The organism is Nostoc sp. DSM 114167, assembly GCF_052692655.1.
Window position 1 is genome coordinate 662,880 of the sequence record NZ_CP195116.1, and the last position, 21,418, is coordinate 684,297.

Sequence of the window (21,418 nt, forward strand, 5' to 3'; positions counted from 1 at the left end):
TTCTAATTTGGCACGTTTAATATTGGCAGATGAGAGTTGATGGTTCAACTCTGGTGATTCTGCTAAAATTAAAGTATACTCCATTGTCCTACGTAAAAAATAATTTATGCATACAATAATCTCTCTTTTGTTAGGTATATAATCATACAAAAGATAGAGATGTTAACTGATTTAATTGAATTATTCTTAACAATATATAAAGAAATATTACAGAAAGGAGTCGGCTATTAGCATCCAATTATTAAAGAATGTCGTCATCCCAAAATGGCATAGTTCCAACATTGCTCTGGATCTGAAACGTGCCGCAGAAATTGCGGATTATTGTTTAAACAATGCCACTGCAATCGATTGCAATACTGCTTTTCCCAAGCAAGAGTTTGAGCTAATTGCTAAGGCTGGGTTATTGGCTGCACCATTAGCGAAAGAATTAGGCGGATGGGGTGCAGGAATTGATGCTAATGTTACCTACGAGCTTCTAATGCTATTAAAGCAGATAGGGCATGGCAATCTGGCAGTTGGGCGAATTTATGAAGGACATATCAACGCCCTACAACTGATTCAGACTTTTGGTTCCATAGAACAGATCGCAAGCTGCGCTCATGATGCCCGCGATCGCCAGAAAATATTTGGCGTTTGGAATGCTGAAGCCTCTGATGGTGTGAAGATCATTCCTTGGGAGAATGGGCGTTATCGGCTGGAAGGTTCTAAAACGTTTTGTTCTGGTACTGGCTATGTTGAACGTCCTTTCGTGAATGGAGTATTGCCAGAAGGCGGTTGGCAAATGTGCATTGTGCCAATGGACGAAGTGACAACAGTTAGCGATCCCGCCTGGTGGCAACCTTCTGGAATGCGAGCTACTGCTAGTTACAAAGTGGATTTTAGCGATGTCGAGTTGGATCAAAGCTATTTAATCGGCCAGCCAGGAGATTACTATCGACAGCCTTGGTTATCTGTTGGGGTAATTCGGTTTGCTGCTGTGCAACTAGGTGGGGCAGAAGCACTGTTTAACCTAACTCGTCAGTATCTACAAAAGTTGGAATATACAAACGATCCATATCAACAGGAACGGCTTGGCAGAATGGCGATCGCCATTGAAAGCGGTAATCTCTGGCTGCGGGGGGCTGCGGATCGAGTAGCAGCCTATGCACCAGTGTTTGGTGGCGATCCCACTGTTGTTCACCCGCAAGCAAACCAACTCGTCGCCTATGCCAACATGGTCAGGACAGCAATTGAACAAATTTGTATTGATGTGATGCATTTGTGTCAACGTTCTGTGGGAACTCGCGGCTTACTACCACCAAATCCGATGGAACGAATTATCCGAGATTTGACTCTATATCTGCGTCAACCTGCTTTTGATGCAGCCTTGGCAAATGTTGGGCAATATGTCTTGCATGAAAGTAATCCGGCTTCAATACTTTGGAATGATGAATGAATTCGGCTTGATTGCATTACCACTAGACAATCCTAATGTTTTGCCCTGGCGTTCAGTTAACGAGATCGCTTGTAGCCCGGTACTGATTGTTGCACCCCATCCTGATGATGAGACATTAGGTTGTGGAGGTGCGATCGCTCTGTTACGGTCTTTAAATTGTCATGTGCAAGTTTTAGTCATCAGTGATGGTACTCTTTCACACCCTAATTCTCAGAAATATCCCGCAGATAAACTGCGAAATCTGCGGGAAGCGGAAACGCTATTAGCATTAAAATTACTGGGTGTAGAGGTTAATGATGTCACCTTCTGGAGAATACAGGATGGGTCAATTTCAACACAGTATCAAAGTGCAGTAGCTAGTTGTCGTGCTTACATTACAGAAATCGCCCCACAAATTATCTTTTTACCCTGGCGATATGACCCTCATGCAGACCACCGAGCGACGTGGAAGTTAATTCACACAGTGCTGAATGACCTGCCCTTATCCCCCCGATTGATTGAGTATCCGATTTGGGATTGGGACTTTGACCAACGAGAGAGTCTGCCAGTACCTCTTGAGGTGACAACTTGGCGATTGAATATTAGCGCAGTGGTGGAGTTGAAACAGCAAGCGATCGCTGCTTATCGTTCCCAAACTACAGACTTAATTGATGATGATCCAGAAGGCTTTCGCCTAACTCCCGAAATATTAGCAAACTTCAGTCATCCTTGGGAAGTTTATATAGAGGAAAACCGATGAACCCGTTACAATCTAATTCCCTACCACCTAGCTACTTTGATAAACTTTACAGCGAAAATCCTGACCCGTGGAAGTTTGAGACAAGTGTTTACGAAGCTAACAAATATGCTGCCACAATTGCAGCTTTACCCAAAGACCGCTATCGGTCTGCCTTTGAAATCGGTGGTTCCATTGGCGTTTTAACTGAAAAACTGCAAGAACGTTGTGACTCACTGCTCTCAGTTGATGTCTCAAAACTGGCGCAGGATAGAGCAAAAGAGCGCTGTCAGCATCTCTCCAATGTCAAGTTCCAGATTATGCGTGTCCCAGAGCAATATCCTAATGAAATGTTTGATTTGACCCTAGTCTCAGAAGTCGGCTATTACTGGTGCTGGGAAGACCTGAAAAAATCCCAACAGTACATTCTGGAACACCTGGAACCTGGAGGACATCTACTTTTAGTTCATTGGATACTTTATGCCCGTGATTATCCATTGAGTGGGGATGAAGTTCATGACTCGTTTTTTGAGTTGACCCCAAATAAACTGCGGCATTTAAAAGGTCAACGGGATGAAGAATATCGACTTGATTTATTCGAGCGAGTCTGAGAATTGAAGAAACAGACAAGGGGAATTATCCCCCAATCTTCTTGTTCTTTTCTATAAAATGAGCCTTATTTTTTGAGATTTAGTTTTACCAAAAAAGGCAGTTATTGCGGAGAGTAGTTTGAGCTTACGGAAAACTGCCCTCTGCTGAGGTAAAACGATCGGTGGGATGGGATGTTCTGTGACGCGCTTAGATCGAGGGTTTAAGACCCCCATTTTCTGGGCTTTTCGTAGGGTAAAGCTCTTTAGGTGGTTCCAAATTATCCGGGGTCGAATTTCTTTGGAATTTGCTCCGAGTGAGCCGTAAACTCTCAAGACGCAAGCGCAAGTCTCCAATTGCTTGTCCAATTTCCACAAATTTCCAGCGCGAAGCCCAAATTTGTTCTGACTGCTGGCGTTCTTCGACTTGTTCAAACAACTGACCAAAGGTATAAGGTTGGGTCAATTTTTGTAGAAGCCATTGGACTGAAACTCCCAGCATCTCTGCCAAGCATACGACGCTCTTACGATCTGGCTGATAGCCATTAAGAACGCACCACCACATCACTCGTAATTGGCGGCGGGCAACAAAACGAGTTTCGATAGCCCCTGCTGACTCGACTAGAAATGGTTGTTGTTGCCGTCCCATTTCTATCCATTCATTCAGCTGATTTGCTAAACCAACATTGGTACGTCCAATTTGTCTGGCCGAAGTTACTACTCGCACTAAAGAACTATGGCGAAAACGGGCATTTACCCGTACCAAAGCACGGTAAAAAGCTACATCTTCAGGAGTCCGCACTGGTGGTAAGCCTCCCGCCAGTGCATACATTTCTGCTGTTACTGCCAAACTTGCTCCATAGTGTTGATAATGTCTAGGAAATCTATCATCAGGGTCGGGATCGAGATAAGTTTCTAATTCAGTAATTAAATAGCGGTAGCCCACTTCACGCAGATAGCAAGCTCTGGCGTAAGGGTGTAGATCCGCACGACCAGTGCGTTCAACAAGAATTCGCCCACCTACAGCATCAGCACCACAGTTAATTTCATACAGATTGGCAGCAATCCAAGTTGGGCTTACCTGCGAGTCTCCATCAGTTGAAGCTATTACCCCCCTTGTGCGTCCTAAGCTACACAAACGGCGGTATGCTTCATCCATTAAAATCTGACGCACTCGACCAATATAGGCTTGTGCAGGAGGCAGAGTTTTTTCCACTACATGCAGTGCTATATCTGGATGTTCTTGGGCGAAACTCCGGGCTATAGCTGCTGACTCATCGCTACAATTATTTGCAAACAAAATTATCTCGTAGCGTCTGGGATCTAAAAGCTGTCCTTGTAGATCAACTTGATGTATCAGGGCAGTAAGGGTTGCTGCCAACATCTGAGCTTCATTGCGAACTGGAACAATTACACAAACTTCGCAATGCGGTGACGGTGGTATTTGGACTAAAGCTTGAGAAAAGTCTTTACCCTGCTGTACAGATGGAAAGTCAGCAACGAAGAGCAAGCGTTTACTTTCCATAAAAACCATTTTTCCATCTCCAGGAGCAGCTACACAAAATTTCATCCACGATCGGAAATTATTAAGATTTGTAACTCTATTTTGGATATTCTCTCATTTGTTTTGGCTCTACCTACAGTATGATTAGTGTTGATTAAAACTCTCTAAACATCAGCTATCAAAAACTAAAGTCTGTCTGCTCTCACTAAAAGCTTTGCTAATCAAGGCATATTTTTTATACTTTTTGCTAACGTCAAATTTCAGACTAGCAAATCATACTTAAACGATCTATCTATTTTAGTTAATTGTTTTACTAATAATCCATCTTAAGAATGAGATGACTAATATAACATATTATTACGATTTATATTTTAATATAAACTAAATCAAACCGAAGCAGATTTTTGCAAAAACTTAAACGCATGATTAATAACCTGCTTTTTGGTCGTTATAAACATTGCTTGGGTAATTCTAAAAGCACATCTGTTCTCAATAGACTTCTTGGCATTTGTCGGGAAAAGGGAAAGAAAAAACCTTTAACCCAACCCCAGTAACCTTTTCCCCAAACCAAATTCTAAGTTCAAAATGCAAAACCCGAGTAGTATTGGAATCTACTTAACATTGCCAACTTTCATGCCTGAAGCCTGCTTGTTTTCAACTCAGCATTCCTGCGTGGTTTTTTGCTGCTTAGTCTAAACCCGGATTTCTCACCACACCTCTTAAAGCCTGTGCAAGTGCCGGGGAGAAGTAACTCGTCAAGAAGTAACTCGTCAAGAAGTAAGAAGTTTTTACTCATTACTCATTACTCATTACTCATTACTTCTTTTCTGCTCCATCAAACGCCTTGAGAAGAGTGAGAAATGCGGGTAAACTCCAGTTGCTAAACTCCGCTGAAAAATCCACTTTCCTTGAAGTAGGCAAAGTAGATATTGAGTAATTCGGTGTTTATTGTTGGATAAATAATATTGGTGTCAGCAAGTCCAGTCAATGTATTTTGGCAATCAAATGCAGGTAGCTGTACGTTTTTTAATAATTGTTCGTCTAACAATGGCAGAAAAGCATGTAAAGCATTTGGAATATTGTGTTTCGCATTGTGTAGCAATTTAGCGTACCATTCATGGTAAGAAACTTGCTCTAGCGAATAACCTAAAGACCGAACTAACTCACACCAATTATGCCAAGACAGACAATCAGGAGAAACAAGGTGAAATGCCTTGCCGAAGGAGTCAGGGTTTTGAGAGAGGTGGACGATCGCTCTGCTACCATAATCAACTGGAGTCAAATCGAGGGGGAATTCCAAATCCGGCACCATACCTAGTTCGATACAGCCTTTAGTCAGACTGCAAAAGAAGTCATCCACATTGGCGATTCCCGTTTGGCTGTGTCCTGAGATTGCACCTGGTCTGTAGATACATACAGGAAGTCCGCGATCGCGTGCTTGCATAACTAGCTTTTCTGCTACCCATTTACTTTGTAAATAACCTCCTTGCAACCCTTGAAATTCTGCTAATCCATCGGATTCTGGAATGGAGTTAGCGTTTGCATAAGCAGGAGCCGAAAAGATGCCCAGCGTCGAAACAAAATGCACGGGTTTGACTTTCGTTTGAGCGCCTAGACGCAAAATCGCCTGAGTTCCCAGGACATTGGCTGCTTTGAGTTTGGCGTAGGGATAAAGAAAATTGACGACAGCACCATTGTGATAGATGACATCAATTTCATGGCTAAGTTGATGGAATTGTGACTCGTTCAGACCTAAGTTGGGTAACGCCAAATCGCCAATGACTGGAATGATGCGAGAGCGAAACTGTTCTTGCCAAAGTCCGTATGCTTGTAAATGGCTTTGGATACGTTGGATGCCCTGTTCTACATCCTGCGCTCGCACTAAGCAATAAATATTAGCTGTGGTCTGTTGCAGGAGTTCTTCTACTAAATACGCACCGAGAAAACCGGTTGCTCCAGTTAAGAAAATCGCCTGGGGTTGGGCGATAAACTTAAATGGTGTAGTTGGACGAATTGCCGGATCTAAGACAGCTTCTGCTGCCAAATCGATCGCTAAATTGGCAGCCATTCCTGTCTGAGCGATCGCTTCAATTACTTGAGCCACTCCCGCAATTGTTGGGACTTCTAATAATTGATGGATGGGTATAGTCACTTGCAAGGTTTCTCGCAACCGAGACAGCAGTTGCACTGCCAACAAAGAATTGCCTCCCAAATCGAAGAAGTTATCGTAGATGCTGAGTGGGGATCTATGAAGTAAGTTTTGCCACAGTTCAGCTAAGTGTTTCTCAGTTTCGGTGCGGGGTGCAACAAATGTCTGATGCTGTTGTTGGTATTGAACTTGAGAATCTTCCATGTGCTGGAGAATCTGCTCTGGTGTATGCCAATCTGAAGCAATTTTTTGGAATAAGGCGGTGTAGGCAGATTGCTGGGGTATTGCCCGATTGCTTGGCGTTAAATTCCCTTCAGATGCCGAATGTTTTGCTTCATTGTCTAGTCGTTCAGAAGCAATAGCGAGCGATCGACAATCATCTGCTGATAACTTATAGCAATAGCTTTCTGCTAAAGGTTCCTTGGCAATGGCTGTCAACTGTTCGAGAAAATCGCCAACAGGCTGGTTTTTAGAACTGGGTTTGTAAATAATATCGATTTGCTTTAGTCCGCGTGCCAAGGCAATTTTACCCAGGAAGTTGAGCATTTGATATTCAACTCCTCTGCCTAACACTCGACAACTGAGTAATAGGGTATCTACCACCAGGGCTGACGCTGTGGCCTGTACCATCATCATGCCCACCAAACCATAATTACCAAAGCGGTCTTTTACATCCACAACATAGCAAGTATGAGTATCTAACAGGCAAAAGGTTTTGATTTCAGCCGACGTTCTGCGTAAGGTGGTGGTATTAAATTGATTTGTTCGCTGCGTTAGTTGAGCAACACGATCTACCTGGGAGGGCTGCATTTCCATAATATCCACTTGCAGATTGAGGCTATTGAGGAAATCTCGCAACGTGAGAGATTCGTTTGCCGCTTGCTGACGTTGGCGATTTTGCTGGTAAACAATCGTTCGCTGTCGATCCTCTACAGTGATCTTGAGACGATCGAATGCCCAAATATGAGCCAGGAATTGGGGAATTTCAGTGGCATTTGTGGGCAATTGCAGGGTTAAAACTTCTGGACAGTGATAGCGGACTTCAGCGCATTCGATGGGATTGTCATCAATAAAGATGAAGCTATCTAAACTCAGCCCTAGTTCTTGAGACAGCAATTTTAAATTTTCTGATTTAGTCTGCCAATTAATTTGCCAAGCCGCCAAATGGTGACGCTTCAGCCGCATATCGGCGCGTTGGTCTAATACAGCAAAGACATCTGCTTGATTATTTTTGCTGCACAAACATAGTAACATCCCGCGATCGCACTGCTGAATCATAAATTCTTGTAATGCTTGATAGGATGAATCTATGACAATACCCTCAACTCCATCCTCACCACAAACACCTTGCCATAAGGTTCGATCGCAGTCTAAGACAATTACTTTATAAGGCGGTCTATGTATGCAGTGAATTTTTCTCGCCAACATTGTTCCTAACGCTGTAAAAAATGCTGGCGTAAATGGAATATGCCCGATTTCATCGCTATAAGCATCATAGAAGTTAGTTACTGGGTAGCTTGTTGCTAACTCCTGATAATTAATAATATGCAGCCCACTAATATCGGCAAGTTCCGTTAATAAATTTGCTTCTATTTGTTGCAAAAAAATTGCCATTTCTGCATCAGCAATTATTGAATTACTTGGCAACAAACAAACCAAATGGGGAATTTTATTCCGTTCGCCGGATTGACGTAATGCTATAACTAAATCCTTAGTATTGCGCTCAATGGCATTCTTTTTTTCGTTACTAGATAACTCTTGTGAATCCTGTAACCTAACCCAATCTTCTAACCGCACTAGAACAATATTGACTCCCGTTTCATTTTGCGATAACAGACTATTAGGAGTCAGCAGTTGTTGGAAAACCTGATTATAGGGAGCAAAGGTAATTTCTGAGGGTAAATTGAGTTGCTGCATCCAGAATTTTAGAGAATCTGCCACCGAATCGGCGGTAAAAGTAGCTGCGATCGCCAATTTTTGTTTTTGATATCGACTTCTGGCTAATCTTGCTTTTCTCTCAAGGTCTGTTGGTAATCTAAATTCATTCAGGCGAATATCTTTTGACTCAACCCATTGTGCTAAAATTTGAAATAAAGCATTACCAAAAGCATCGATTGTTTCACTTTCAAATATATCGGTGTTATATGCAATTCCTATTTGTAAATCTGCTCCGACTTCGTAAATATAAGTATACAAATCTAAATCAGTCGGCCCCCAAATTCCCTCATCAACTAATGAAAACGTCAGATTTGGTAAATTTGTTAGGTCGCTCGGTAGTTGGCTGTTGACATAGCTTAATCCGGTGCGGAATGTTTGAAAAAAGGGAGTATCTTGTGCAACCCGACTCGACCCCATGACTTCAACGACTTTACCAAAGGGGACATTTTGGTGAGCATAAGCAGATAACAACACTGATCGCACTCGGCTAAGTACTTCGGTAAAAGTCGGATTGCCAGACAAATCTGTACGCAACAACAAAGGATAGCCAAAAAAACCAATCAGCGATTCCACTTGCGGATGAACTCGACCAGAAGCGGTAAAGCCAATTAAAATGTCTTCTTGCTGAGAACACAAATAAATCAAAGCCTTAAACGCCGCTACGAAAGTCATAAAGGAAGTAATTCCCATTTGTTCGTGACTTCGTTGTTTGATTGCAGCCCACATCACAGGATCGAGTTTAAAAAACTTTCGCCGACCCTGGAAATTCTGGAGTGGCGGTCGGGGATGGTCGATGGGCAATTTTAATTCAAATGATGCCCCCTCTAGTTGCTGTTTCCAGTAAGCTAGTTCGCTTTTGAGGGCATCATTGTTGAGCCACTGGCGCTGCCATACGGCAAAATCTCGATATTGGATGGAAGGTTCTGGCAGTGGAGAAGGCTGTCCCTTGTAGAAATGACTGTAGACTGTCGCCAGTTCTCGAATCCATAAACCCATCGAGATCATATCGCTGATAATGTGGTGAATGACGAGCAAGAGAATATGCTCGCCTGCATTTAAGCGAATGAGTTTGATTCGCCATAAAGGAGCGATCGCCAAATCAAAGGGAGCTTCGGCTGCTTCATCAGCAATTTGCCAGAAAGTTTTTAATTGTTCGGTTGCATCTAAATGTTCGAGATTTAAAACAGATAATTTAAACGGTTCTGGTGCAGCAATATTTTGCACGGGATTACCTTCCCATACCCCAAATGTTGTCCCAAAGACATCGTGGCGACGGAAAATTTCATTAAGACTTTTTTGGAGGCAGTTTAAATCTAAATCGCCATTTAACCGCAAGGCTTGAGCAATATTATGAGCAGATTCTACAGCAGCTAACTGGGCCAAAATCCACAGGCGTTCTTGCTGGAAGGATACAGGCACGTTTTGCGTTTGTGAAACCGGAACCAAAGGAATAGAAGCAGCCCCGATTTTGTTCTGATGTAATAACCGGATTAGCTCTACTTTATTGTTCGCTAAAGCATTCCGTAAATCGGGAGTGATAACTCCTTTAGGTGCTTGAATGCGGAGTTGTTCTCCATCAACTAATAATTTCACTCCCCGGTCTGAAAGCTCGGCTAAAAGGGCATTTAGGTTCATAGTATTATTTCTTCCACATCCTCAGTGATTTCAGTTGCCGAATTTTCGTTGAGTCCCTGTAAAGCTAGCTGTTTTAATAACAGGTCTGCTAGTTGGTTGATGCTGGAACCTTCAACAAACTTTTCTAAAGAAAGGTCAATTCCCAGTTCTGTGATGATCCGATTGCGGATTTCGATCGCCATCAAAGAATCAAGTCCTGCTTTGCTCAGTGCTTGACTGGCATCGACTCGATCCACAGAACAACCCAACACTTTGGCAATCTTTTCTTTCAGGTAAATGGTTAAAATTTGCAAGCGATCGCCGAAGTCATGAGTTTGCAATTGCTGCTGAATTTCCATCGGCGGTGGTGATGTTGATTGAGTAATCCCCACCTGAGAAAATTCTGTCAAATATGTCGGACAAGTCCCTGGTGAGAATTGCTGCATAAATGTCAGCCAATTGAGCGGCATCACACCTACTTGAGCAACCTCCCAAAAAAAGCTCTGCTCTAAAGCCTGTAAACCTTGGGATGGCGATATCATTTCCATTCCCTGATGTTGGAGTTGCTTACCGAACTGACGCTCGGCGGCTGCACCAATTTCAGCCCAAGCTCCCCAGTTAATACTCAATCCCGATAACCCCAATTGATGACGATAATGTGCTAGAGCATCTAAAAAGGCATTGGCAGCGCAGTGATTAGCTTGACCGGCAGAACCTAAAACAGAAGCAGCCGAAGAAAACAAGATGAAGAAATCGAGCGGTAAGGTTTGGGTTAATGCGTGCAGATTCCAAGCACCTTGTACTTTCGCTGCCATGACTCGATGAAAGCGCTCCCAAGTTTGTTGGAGTAAAACCCCGTCATCCAAAACTCCGGCTGCATGGATAATGCCGTGTAGAGGCGGGTGGCTGCGGCTAATTTCTGCCAATACCTTTGCCACTTGTGACTGCACAGACACGTCAGCTTGCATTACCATCACCGATACACCTTGTGCCTGAAGCTGCTGAATCTGGCGATCGCTCTGTTCGCTTGTCCCCCTGCGTCCCATGAGAACTAAGTGCTTTGCCCCACGTTCTACTAACCAATGGGCAATTAGCAGTCCCAGTCCCCCTAATCCACCAGTAATTAAGTAGGTACTATCTGGGTGGATGGGGATATCTGCTTGATTGGGATTTTGTTTTCCCCGGTAAGGAACCAGTCTTGCCACTTGACGTATCCCATTACGGAATGCAATTTGGTTCTCTCGATCTGGTGATGTCAACTCTGCAAATAGTGCATCAAGGGGGTTTTGACTTAGCCGATAATTTTCTTGGAGGTCTAAATCTATCAACCGAAGCTGTAATTCTGGGTGTTCTTTGACGATCGCTTTCCCCATTCCCCATAGGGGCGATTGAACTAATCCAGCTTTATCGGCAACTGCTCCTCTAGTTATTACCCATAACTGGGGAGGTTTTGTACCCATCTTTTTAACTAGGGCTTGCACCAAATACAGAGTACTGCCACAGCCAATACGGGTTGCTGCTTGCAAATCTTCGACGGTTAAGGTTGGTGCAGTTTCTTGACTCTCCAGGCTCCACAAATGTACCACTCCTGAGAGACGCGATCGCTTGCTAAGTATGTGCGAAACCAACTGCTGAAAATCTTCCGGTTTCTGAGGATTAATCCTGAACTCGAACTCGCTCAACGATTCGTATTCCTGTCCGGGAAAAACTAGAGTACAGGTATCTCCTCGTTCTTGAAACCGTCGAGCAAGTTTCTGACTGATACCTTGACTATCTGCTAAAATTAGCCAGTTTTGTGGTATATGGCTCTCGGTTCCTTTTTGGGCAACGATCGCAGCCTGAGCCAGGGAACCGATGATTTTGTTTTTAGGTGCGATCGCCACCGCCGATGTAAATCCATTCGCTTGCAACACATCTTGCCACTCGGCACTACTTAAGAGCGGGTAATTCGGTCGCAACCAGCGATCGGCAAACAACCACCAACCTGGGGTCAAACCGAAGCTCAGATCCAGCCAACAATGGCGATCGGTGACTTCTAACATCACCAGAATTCCGCCTGGTGCTAATAAGCTGTGGACGTGGGCCAATGTTTGTTGTAAATCTGGTGTCGCGTGTAACACATTGGCTGCCAGAATCAGATCGTATTGTTGCCCTTCCAAGCCTTGAATCGCTGGATCTCGGCTGATATCTAAAGACTGATAGCGGACAAATGGGTAATCCCGAAACTTCTCCCGTGCTTTGGCTGCAAACAGCGGTGAAATGTCTGTGAAGGTGTATTCAGCTTGATAATTATTCAATTGCGGCAGAATGTAAGCGGTTGTGCTGCCAGTTCCCGCCCCAATTTCTAGCAAGCGGATCTTGCTTCCCTGTGGTACTCGCAGCAGTGCTGCGGAAACTGCCTTTTGCACCAATGTATTCATCACTCTAGCAGCTGGAGCATCTTGATACAGTTGCGTCAGCAGGGTGAAATCACCATTGGGAAATAGTAATTGTAACGGGTCAAGTTTTCCCTGAAGTACCTCTGGTAAGCTGGCACCACAGCGTTCTACTAGGGCGATCTCGGTATCTCCGGTAGGGAATTGGACTAACAGTCGGTCTGGTTGCGGCGTTTGGCGATCTAGGGCGCTAATTACTTCCCAGTGATGTCTGCCGTTGGCACAATCAAGAGGTCTGAGCCACCCTGCTTCAGTCAAAATATCTAGAAACCGATGTAGCAGTTGATGATACTGGCTAATCACCCCCAACTGTTCAGCTATTTCTGTAAAAGAAAACTGCAATCCGAGTTGAAAGTCCCATCCTAGTTGTTGTAAGGCACTGATTACATAAGACACACTGAGGGCTTCAAGTTGGGGTAAAAATTCCTCGTTTGATGAGGTTGTTGTTAGGAGTTCGGCTAATTGAGGAATCAGGTTTTGGCTGATGTCCTTGGGATTGAGCAGGTAATCCGGTGAGAGCGATCGCCCCATTCGAGCTTGAGGTCGCCATTCGATTTGATACAACCAATCTGGCGGCACTTGAGGAGAGACTGTCAATGTAGCCGCAGCGACCCTTTGAAGTTGCAGACCTTCAACAACCGCTAGAATCTCACCATCATCTGCAACTAATTGTAAATCGCTAATCAGTGTTTTGTTACTGTTCTGGCTAGGATGTACTTTGGCAAAACTCCATAGTCGGTTGCTGGGGCGATCGCAAACTTGCAATCGCTGGATGGCGATCGGCACATAAGCCTCTTTGCTATTATCTTCTGGGAATTTAGCTTGTAAAACCTGAAAACAAGCATCCAAGAATGCTGGATGAAACTGATAGGTATCTGTTTCTACGCATGTTTGGGGTAACTCAATCTCTCCTGTGACTACTTCTGAATTCAACCACAACTGTTTAACTCCCCGAAAACTCGCACCATAATCAACTCCTCGTTGAAGAAACTGTTGGTAATGTTCGGCTTGGTTGTGGGAGGCTACTTCCTTGGGGAAACAGTGCGTTGCAGAAAGTTCCAGCGATGGTTTGAGATTGGATGCGGTGACATTTCCAGAAACATGCAGCATCCAAGATGGTGAATCTTCTTCATCTAATTCACAACTAAAAATTTCAAAGGAATATCCTTGTTGTTCCGTTGGTTGAAGAATTAGCTGGAGCGTCTTAACTTCATTTTTTGATAAAATTAACGCCCGTTTATATAAGACATTTTCTAAAATTAAATTTTTGGATTTCAAAACCTTAGCTGCTGCCCCCAAAACCATCTCTAGATAGGCGGTTCCCGGCATAATTACTTTGCCGTAAACGCGATGGTCAGCTAAAAAAGCGGGGAAATTAGAACTGATTTGCGTCTGGAAACAAATCTCTTTCGATGCCAAGTGCAATCTAGAACCAAGCAGAGGATGAGAAGATTTGAGATTTGCAGAGGAGAGTTGAAAATTTTTGTAGCTGCTGTCTTTATTTGGTTCAATCCAAAAACGCGATCGCTCAAAGGGATAATTCGGCAACACCACGCGCCGATGCTCAGATCCCCGATGAAACTCCGACCAATTCACCGATATTCCTTGCTCATACAACGCCGCTAAACTGCTCAACATCTGCTGCCAATCTGATTCTTGCGATTTGAGGCTCCCTAGCCACAGATGTCTTGATTCTGGGATACATTGACGACCCATGCTTACTAAAATTGGGTGCGGCCCCACTTCCAAACAAGCCAAATTTCCTAACGCTGACAGGCTGACGATACTGTTAGCAAATTGCACTGGCTGCAAAATATGCTGCACCCAATATTCAGGCGTGCTAATCTCCACTCCTGCCAATTGCCCTGTGATGTTGGAAATGAAGCGAATATTCGGGTTTGGTGTACGGTAGCTCACTTGCTGGGCAATCTCCCCAAACTCTGCCACCATTGGTTGCATCAACGGCGAATGAAAGGCATGGGAAACTTTCAGTGACTTTGTTTGCACTCCTCTGGCTTCTAAGATAGCCACAGCCGATGCGATCGCCCCAGCTGCACCAGAGATCGTGATTTGTCTTGGTGCGTTGATTGCTGCAATCGCCACCTCCGGCAATGAATCAATAACCGCAGATACTTGTGCCAAATCAGTAAATACTGCTACCATTGCCCCTGTCTGCGGTAATGCTTGCATCAATTTACCCCGTGCGGCGATGAGTTTCAATCCATCTTCCAGACTGAATACACCTGCAACAGTTGCAGCAACATATTCGCCCACACTATGACCCATCACAACACTAGGCTTGATACCCCAAGATTGCCATAGCTCAGACAATGCATATTCCAAGACAAATAAGACAGGTTGGGTATAGCCCGTCTCATCCAGAATATGACCCCCTAAGTTCTTTTCCCTTTCCCCTTTCCCCTTTTCCCTTTCCCCTTCTTTCCCCTTTCCCCTTTCCCCTTTCCCCTTTCCCCTCTCCTCTAATGGATACAGGACTTCTAGCAATGGTTGCTCTAATAATGAGTCCAGGATTTGGGCACAGCGTTCTATGGCTTGCCGAAAAACAGGTTGGGTTTCGTAAAGTTCTCGTCCCATGCCGATATACTGCGAACCTTGTCCAGTGAACAGGAAAGCTACCCCTGAAGCCTGAAAGCGAGTGCGCGAATTTTCGGCAATAAATGTTGTGAGTTGATTTCTCAATTGTGCGGGTGAATCGGCAACCAAGGCCAGCCGATAATCAAAATGCGATCGCCCCACATTACTCGTATAACAAATATCTCTCAAAGATACTTCTGAATGAGACTCCAGAAACCCCACATACCGCCGAGCTAATTCCCGTAACGCTGTCTCAGTTTTTGCCGAAAGCGTCAACAACGATTTGACATGCTCCCCTACTCCCACTTCGGCTACGCTCAGTGACCACCTGCTCCCCCGGTTACTGAGCGCAGTCGAAGTATGCTCCCCTGCTCCCTGCCCCCTGCCCCCTGCTCCCCTGCCCCCTGTTGGTGCTTCCTCCAAAATCACATGAACATTCGTACCGCCAACACCCAAAGAAGTTACGCCAGCCCGCCGAGGTGTTTGGTCTGTTTGCCAGTCTGATAAAGTTGTATTTACATAAAATGGACTGTTAGCAAAATCAATCTTGGGATTGGGATGTTTAAAATTTAGGCTAGGCGGTAGCAATCGGTGCTTGAGTGCCAAAACTGTTTTAATCAATCCTGCTATGCCTGAAGCTGTATCTAAATGTCCGATGTTAGTCTTTACAGAACCGATGGCGCAAAATTGTTGCTTCTGTGTTTTGGCACGAAATGTTTGGGTTAATGCTGCAATTTCAATCGGATCGCCGAGAGTCGTTCCGGTTCCGTGGGTTTCGATGTAAGTAATAGTTTCTGGATTGATATCTGCGATCGCTTGGGCTTGGGCAATCATTGCTGCCTGTCTCTGAACGCTGGGAGCCGTATAGCTAATTTTTTGGGAGCCATCGTTATTAATCGCAGAACCCTTAATGACGGCGTAAATATTATCTCCATCGGCGATCGCATCTGCTAGTCGTTTCAACATCACAATGCCTACGCCATTGCCGCCAACGGTTCCTTGTGAATTGGCATCAAATGCTCGACAGTGACCGTCGGGTGAAAGAATCATCCCTGGCTGATAGCGATAACCAGATTTTTGGGGTACGGCGATCGCCGCAGCACCAGCCAGAGCCATATCGCATTCTCCTTGAATCAAACTCCGACACGCTTGATGGACGGCAACTAAGGAAGTCGAGCAAGCGGTTTGCACGTTGACACTGGGCCCTTGCAAGTTGAATTTGTATGAAACCCGTGTGGGGAGAAAATCTGTACCATTGGCGATCGCTAGTTGCGAGTCATCAACGTATTCTAATCGCTCCCGATTTGGGTAAAGATTGTGATTCCAGTAGGTTCGACCTGCATAAAGATTCATCCCCATGCCTGCATAAACCCCGATTAATCCTGTATAAGTTGCAGGGTCGTAACCAGCATTTTCCAGTGTTTCCCAAGCACACTCTAAAAACAGGCGATGCTGCGGGTCCATGATTTGGGCTTCTTTGGGAGAGATATCGAAAAACGCGGCATCAAATAAATCAATGTCAGATAAGATACCACTAGCTTTCACATAATTGGCATCATTAAAGGATGAGGAATCGATTCCGGCTAACTCCAGTTCTTCATCACTGAAAAATGAAATCGATTCCACGCCATTACAGCAGTTTTCCCAGAATTCATCGAGTGTTTTGGCTCCTGGAAAACGCCCGGACATACCGATGATGGCAATTTCTAATTGCTGGGTATCTTTCATTTTACCCACGCGCTCGGATGGCGATAATTGCGATCGCTCCGGCAATGGCATTTGAGCTTGATTCAGGAATTCTGCTAGCGTCTGAATCGTTGGATATTGGAACAAGTCAATCAGTGACAGATGTTGCCCAAATTGTTTTTGTAAGCGATCGTGAACCCGAACCAAGGTGAGCGAATTGCCACCTAGTTCAAAAAAGTTGCGATCGATACTCACTGAAGAAATGCCCAGCACGTCTTGCCATATTTGAGCTATCTGGCGTTGAATGTCAGTTTGGGGCAAAACGACTTGCCAAGGTTGGTTGTGCTTTTGATTGCTGCCAATAATTTTGGCAATGTCTATCGTACCCGTTTGTGTTACGGGCATTTCTGGAAGCTGTACAATTTCACAATGGCTCGGAGTTCCAAAGCGATCGCTAACTCTCATTTGCTCCCAACCATACAACCCTGCACCATCCACAGTGGTGACATAAGCAGTTAATTTCTGGATGTTATCGGCTTCTGTCTTCAGATATCGGCGAATATGAGGATTACTGCCATCTAAACCGACAATCAGCTGCGGTTGATGACGCGATAAACCTGCCACTAAGGAACGCCAACCTTGTTCCTGAGTAATACTCTGATACCCCAAGCGATGAGCTGCTTCCCGGCTGTGGATGGGGTTTCCCTCGCTCATACCAACATCATCCCACTGGCTCCAGTTAAAGCAGTAAGCATGAGGATGGTAATGGTATTGCTGATACTGACAACAACCATCTAAAAAACTGTTGGCAGCAGCATAGGCACTAAAGGTTGCTCCCCCAAACACACTATTTACGGAAGAAAAGCCGATGAAAAGGGCATCTGGCCGATTCTGAATCAGTTGAAAAAGCGTCCAAGTGCCCTGAACTTTCGGACGTAGCATGGTACGAAAGCTTTCTAATGTAGCTACAGCTATCCAGTGATTTTCCATCACCGTCCAGTGGTGTTTGAGGTCGCCTTCACCTGCGAGATGAATAATTCCTGCCAGAGGTTGATTCCATCTCGACTCTGCCTCAGTGACAGCCTGTTGTAAGCAAGTTAGATCGCAGATATCAATTGACTTGTATAATAAATCGCCACTTATCGCCAAGAGAGATTGATAATTTTTCAATCGCTTGGCGATCGCTGTATTCTGTTCGAGATGCTGCGACCATTCTGTTGCTGGTGGCAAATTTGTTCTGCCAATAATCAGCAATCGCACACCAAATTGCTTAAGTAAATATTGGCAAACTGAAGTCCCAATTCCACCCAATCCGCCTGTTACCAGATAAGTCTGGCCTGGTTTAATTGGTATTTCTTGGCTTGGACTAGCAAGCATATCTACTTTGGCGAGTGATGAAACTAGCCGTTGACCTTGACGATAAGCAATTTCACTATCACCTTTGGTAACATTTAGTTCTTTGAAAACATAATTAGCATTTGTTTCCAGTGACCCAATTTCTAAGTCAAGGTGGCGACAGTGCAGCCAAGATAATTCTAAAGGAATTGTTTTTAGCAATCCGATAAGTGTGGATTTTTCATAAGCGATCGCATCATCGCTGCTAGTTAACTGGACGTTGTTAGAAATGACTTGTAACTGAATGCCTATATCTAGTAGTTGGTGTTTTTCCTTGGCATTTGCTAAGGCTTGCACTAAAAATAGAATGCTATATAGTCCTAAGTATTGGGCGCGTTCTAGTTCCTCTAGGCTAGAAGTCGGGTGAGGGCTGGGGAAAGGGGAAGGGGTAAAGGCTAAGGGATTTAAAACCTTTCCCCCTTCCCCTTTACCCTTTCCCCCGCCAAGTTCACTTGGCGAACTACTAGACACTTGACCCGCAGACTCGTTATAAGTCCATAAATGCAAAATTTGAGTGGGAATATCCGATGCCAAAGACTCTAGCAACCGCCGATAGTGATCGGGATTTTCGGGATTGATGGTAAAGCGATCGCCTTGCTCAGATTTGATAAAATCCGTACCTGCTTCAACGCAGATATAAGATTGATTATTGCGTTTGAGTTCTGTACACAGGTAATTTCCTAAACCTAAATTATCGAGAAACACGAGGAATTTCTGAGTCGGAAGTTTAACTGGCTGCCGATTGTGATTTAACTGCTTAACACACCAAATTCGGCGATAAAACCAGTCAGGGATTGTGTTAGCATTGCCAGTCAAGATATCAAACTGACGGAGGATAGGTTTAAATTCACCTGATTCAAAGCGTTTAACCAATTGCGATCGCTGGATCTTGCCAATGGCCGTTTTTGGAATCGCAGCTTTTTCAACTGGAATCACATAGCTGGGATTGATGCCACAACGTTGGACAATTTTTTGGCGAATGGTTTGCATCAAGGTTGAAATTTGCATTTCATTCGCGCCACCTGCATGGAAAAAGATAGCTAGCTGTTCTGAAGTTTCTCCATCACGCACAGCCACCGCAGCAGTGTAGGAAACAACTACGCCTGCAATTTCTTCAACAACTGCTTCGATTTCATGACTATAGTAATTCAGTCCATTGACAATAATAACGTCTTTCTCTCTGCCTGTAATTGTTAAACGTCCTTGTCGTAAGAAAGCTAAATCTCCCGTCTTCAACCAGCCATCTTCTGTAAACACCTCCGAATTCAGTTCTGGTTGACCAAAATAACCTGATGTTACTGTCAGTCCTTTGACTTCCAGCCTTCCGATGGCTTCTTCTTCAACGAGCTGGTCTTGAGCATCAACTATCCGCAGAGAAAATCCGGGAATCGGCGCGCCAACTTCTACGAATGCATCTTCATCCGTGGTTGATTCCCAACAAAAGTTGTCAGAGTAAGTCACTCCCGAACAAGTTTCAGCCATTCCCCAAACGGGATGTATTGCCGTAGTCGGGAGTCCGTGCGCTGTCAGCAATTCAAGAAATTTTCTGGCAGTTTTGCCGACAATGGCTTCTGCTCCGTTGAAAATGTATCGCACTGATGATAAATCCCAATGCCCTTGAGAAAGTTCTGCTTCGGCGGCATTGATTAGCCCATAGGCAAAATTCGGTGCAAAGGTTACACTCACGCGATAATCAGACATCCAATCAAGCCATTTCAGGGGTTGTTGCAACACCCAATCGGTGACGGCATGAATTTGTTGACAACCCACATACACATCCCGAATATGAAAATATACTAATCCAGCAACGTGATCGAGTGGCATCCAGTTTAAGGAAACATCTTCTTGGGTAAACCCGTTCATCTGGACACTCGCAGCCGACCGACAGATGAGACTGCGATGGCTTTGCATAACTGCTTTCGGCGTACCTGTACTACCAGAAGTGAGAAACAGTACCGCCAAATCATCTAAACCAGCAACATACCAGTTAGGATCGGGATGATGAGATTGCAACTCATTGAGGGTAGCGATCGCCAAATTGTCAAGTGGCAAATCTGTCAGGGAACGTCTCAGTTCAGGTGCTAATCGATCGCTAGTCAGTATTAAGCTTGGTTCTAGTCTTTGCCAGATTTGAGCTAATTTATTAACGAAACCATCAGAGCGATCGTAACTCTGAGGAACGGATAAAGGAATTGGGATGAATCCGCCCAAAATACAGCCCCAGAAGGCAGGAATGAAATTTTCAGGTTGGTTAAATTGAAAGAGAATTCTATCTTGAGGCACAAGCCCTAACTTTCTCAAACCTGCCAAAATCCGTTGAGCTGCGTCTAATAAATCTTTGTAGGATTGGTTTTGGTAAGTATCATCCGGTTGGATGTAAGTAATTCCTTTTGAGCTTTGTAACGCTGCCCTTTGGAGTAGTTCCGTTAAGTTAGCGATCGCGTCTATTTCCAGTTGTAAAGCTTCGCCATGACTAATTGCTTTGGCTTTTATCTGAGATTGTGAAAGCTCAAATTGTTGATTTACGCCATCGGATTTTAGTTTTTCTCCAGAATCCTCTAATTGAAAATTAAGCTTTGTTGCTTGAGGATTCCCTAGCAAATCCGAAACGTGTAATGGTGGTAGTTGTTTCGTCTGGTTTTCCACAATAACTGCGACTTGGTTAATCGAGGGGAGCGATCGCAAAGACGATTCCCATCGCTCGACCAAATCTATGTCAATCACGGCTAAATCAGTTAGACGGCGATCGTCAATCAGTCCTTCGCTGGTGAGCGGCAATCTGGATAACCAAACGTAGGCTTGAGGCGGGATAGTATTTGGCAAATGACCCTGCAAATATGCATTTAGTTGTGCCAACGAAGATTTTCCTGATGCAACTACGTAGGCAACGAACCACATATCTGCGGTTTCTGTTTCTCGGATTAATACCCGACACTCTTCAATTTCTGGATGGGTCAGGAGCGTAGTTTCGAGTGCTTCTTGGTCTGCTAAGTTTGCCTGAAAACCATTGAGGGTATTAATTTTCTCTAACATTCATAAGCTCCAAACTAACTTAGACACGTTTGCTGTTGCGGGATGTCTTTGCTTCTACAAGCAACCCTATTAGTTGGTGGTTTGATATAACAGGCAACAGCTAATAGGCAACAGGCTTAAAAATCCTTGGTGTCGGGGTTTGACAATTGGTTCATGTCCTAACCTATCTGGTAACTGCTATATATGCTTTTTTTGGCCGTTTTTAACATATTTGCTGTTTCAGGTCGCTACCTTGTGAATATTGAGAATACATGAAATTTTTTTGTAGTTACTAACTTCGTGACCATTTGTAACAAGTGACGTGAAAAGATAATCTGGAAGGATTGGACTTA

6 protein-coding genes are annotated in these 21,418 nt (G+C 44.3%); 3 read left to right on the top strand and 3 right to left on the bottom strand.

The annotated features are described in order from the left end of the window. Positions 1–310: 310 nt before the first annotated feature. The 3 genes from NSTC731_RS02835 to NSTC731_RS02845 are packed head-to-tail and all read left to right on the top strand — an operon-like array spanning position 311 to position 2,761. Entirely contained in the window at positions 311–1,435 is a 1,125-nt protein-coding gene (locus NSTC731_RS02835) for an acyl-CoA dehydrogenase family protein (protein ID WP_445632262.1), read from the top strand. Beyond that, positions 1,425–2,174 carry a PIG-L deacetylase family protein gene (locus NSTC731_RS02840; RefSeq protein WP_445629535.1) on the top strand — a complete coding sequence of 250 codons (750 nt, stop codon included), beginning with the start codon at positions 1,425–1,427 and terminating at the stop codon, positions 2,172–2,174. Before NSTC731_RS02835 ends, NSTC731_RS02840 begins: the two co-directional genes overlap by 11 nt. Then, on the top strand, positions 2,171–2,761 hold the full coding sequence (locus tag NSTC731_RS02845) for an SAM-dependent methyltransferase (RefSeq protein WP_445629536.1): 591 nt from the start codon (positions 2,171–2,173) through the stop codon (positions 2,759–2,761). The genes NSTC731_RS02840 and NSTC731_RS02845 overlap by 4 nt, the downstream gene beginning before the upstream one ends. Positions 2,762–2,948: 187 nt before the next feature. On the opposite strand, the gene NSTC731_RS02850 is transcribed toward NSTC731_RS02845, so the two are convergent. From NSTC731_RS02850 to NSTC731_RS02860, 3 genes are all read right to left on the bottom strand, one after another. Then, positions 2,949–4,307, bottom strand: coding sequence for a glycosyltransferase family A protein (locus NSTC731_RS02850; protein ID WP_445629537.1), 1,359 nt, complete (start codon positions 4,305–4,307; stop codon positions 2,949–2,951). Between the two features lie 814 nt (positions 4,308–5,121). After that, on the bottom strand, positions 5,122–9,963 hold the full coding sequence (locus NSTC731_RS02855; RefSeq protein ID WP_445629538.1) for a thioester reductase domain-containing protein: 4,842 nt from the start codon (positions 9,961–9,963) through the stop codon (positions 5,122–5,124). Beyond that, entirely contained in the window at positions 9,960–21,086 is an 11,127-nt protein-coding gene (locus tag NSTC731_RS02860) for an SDR family NAD(P)-dependent oxidoreductase (protein ID WP_445629539.1), read from the bottom strand. Before NSTC731_RS02860 ends, NSTC731_RS02855 begins: the two co-directional genes overlap by 4 nt. Positions 21,087–21,418: the final 332 nt, after the last annotated feature.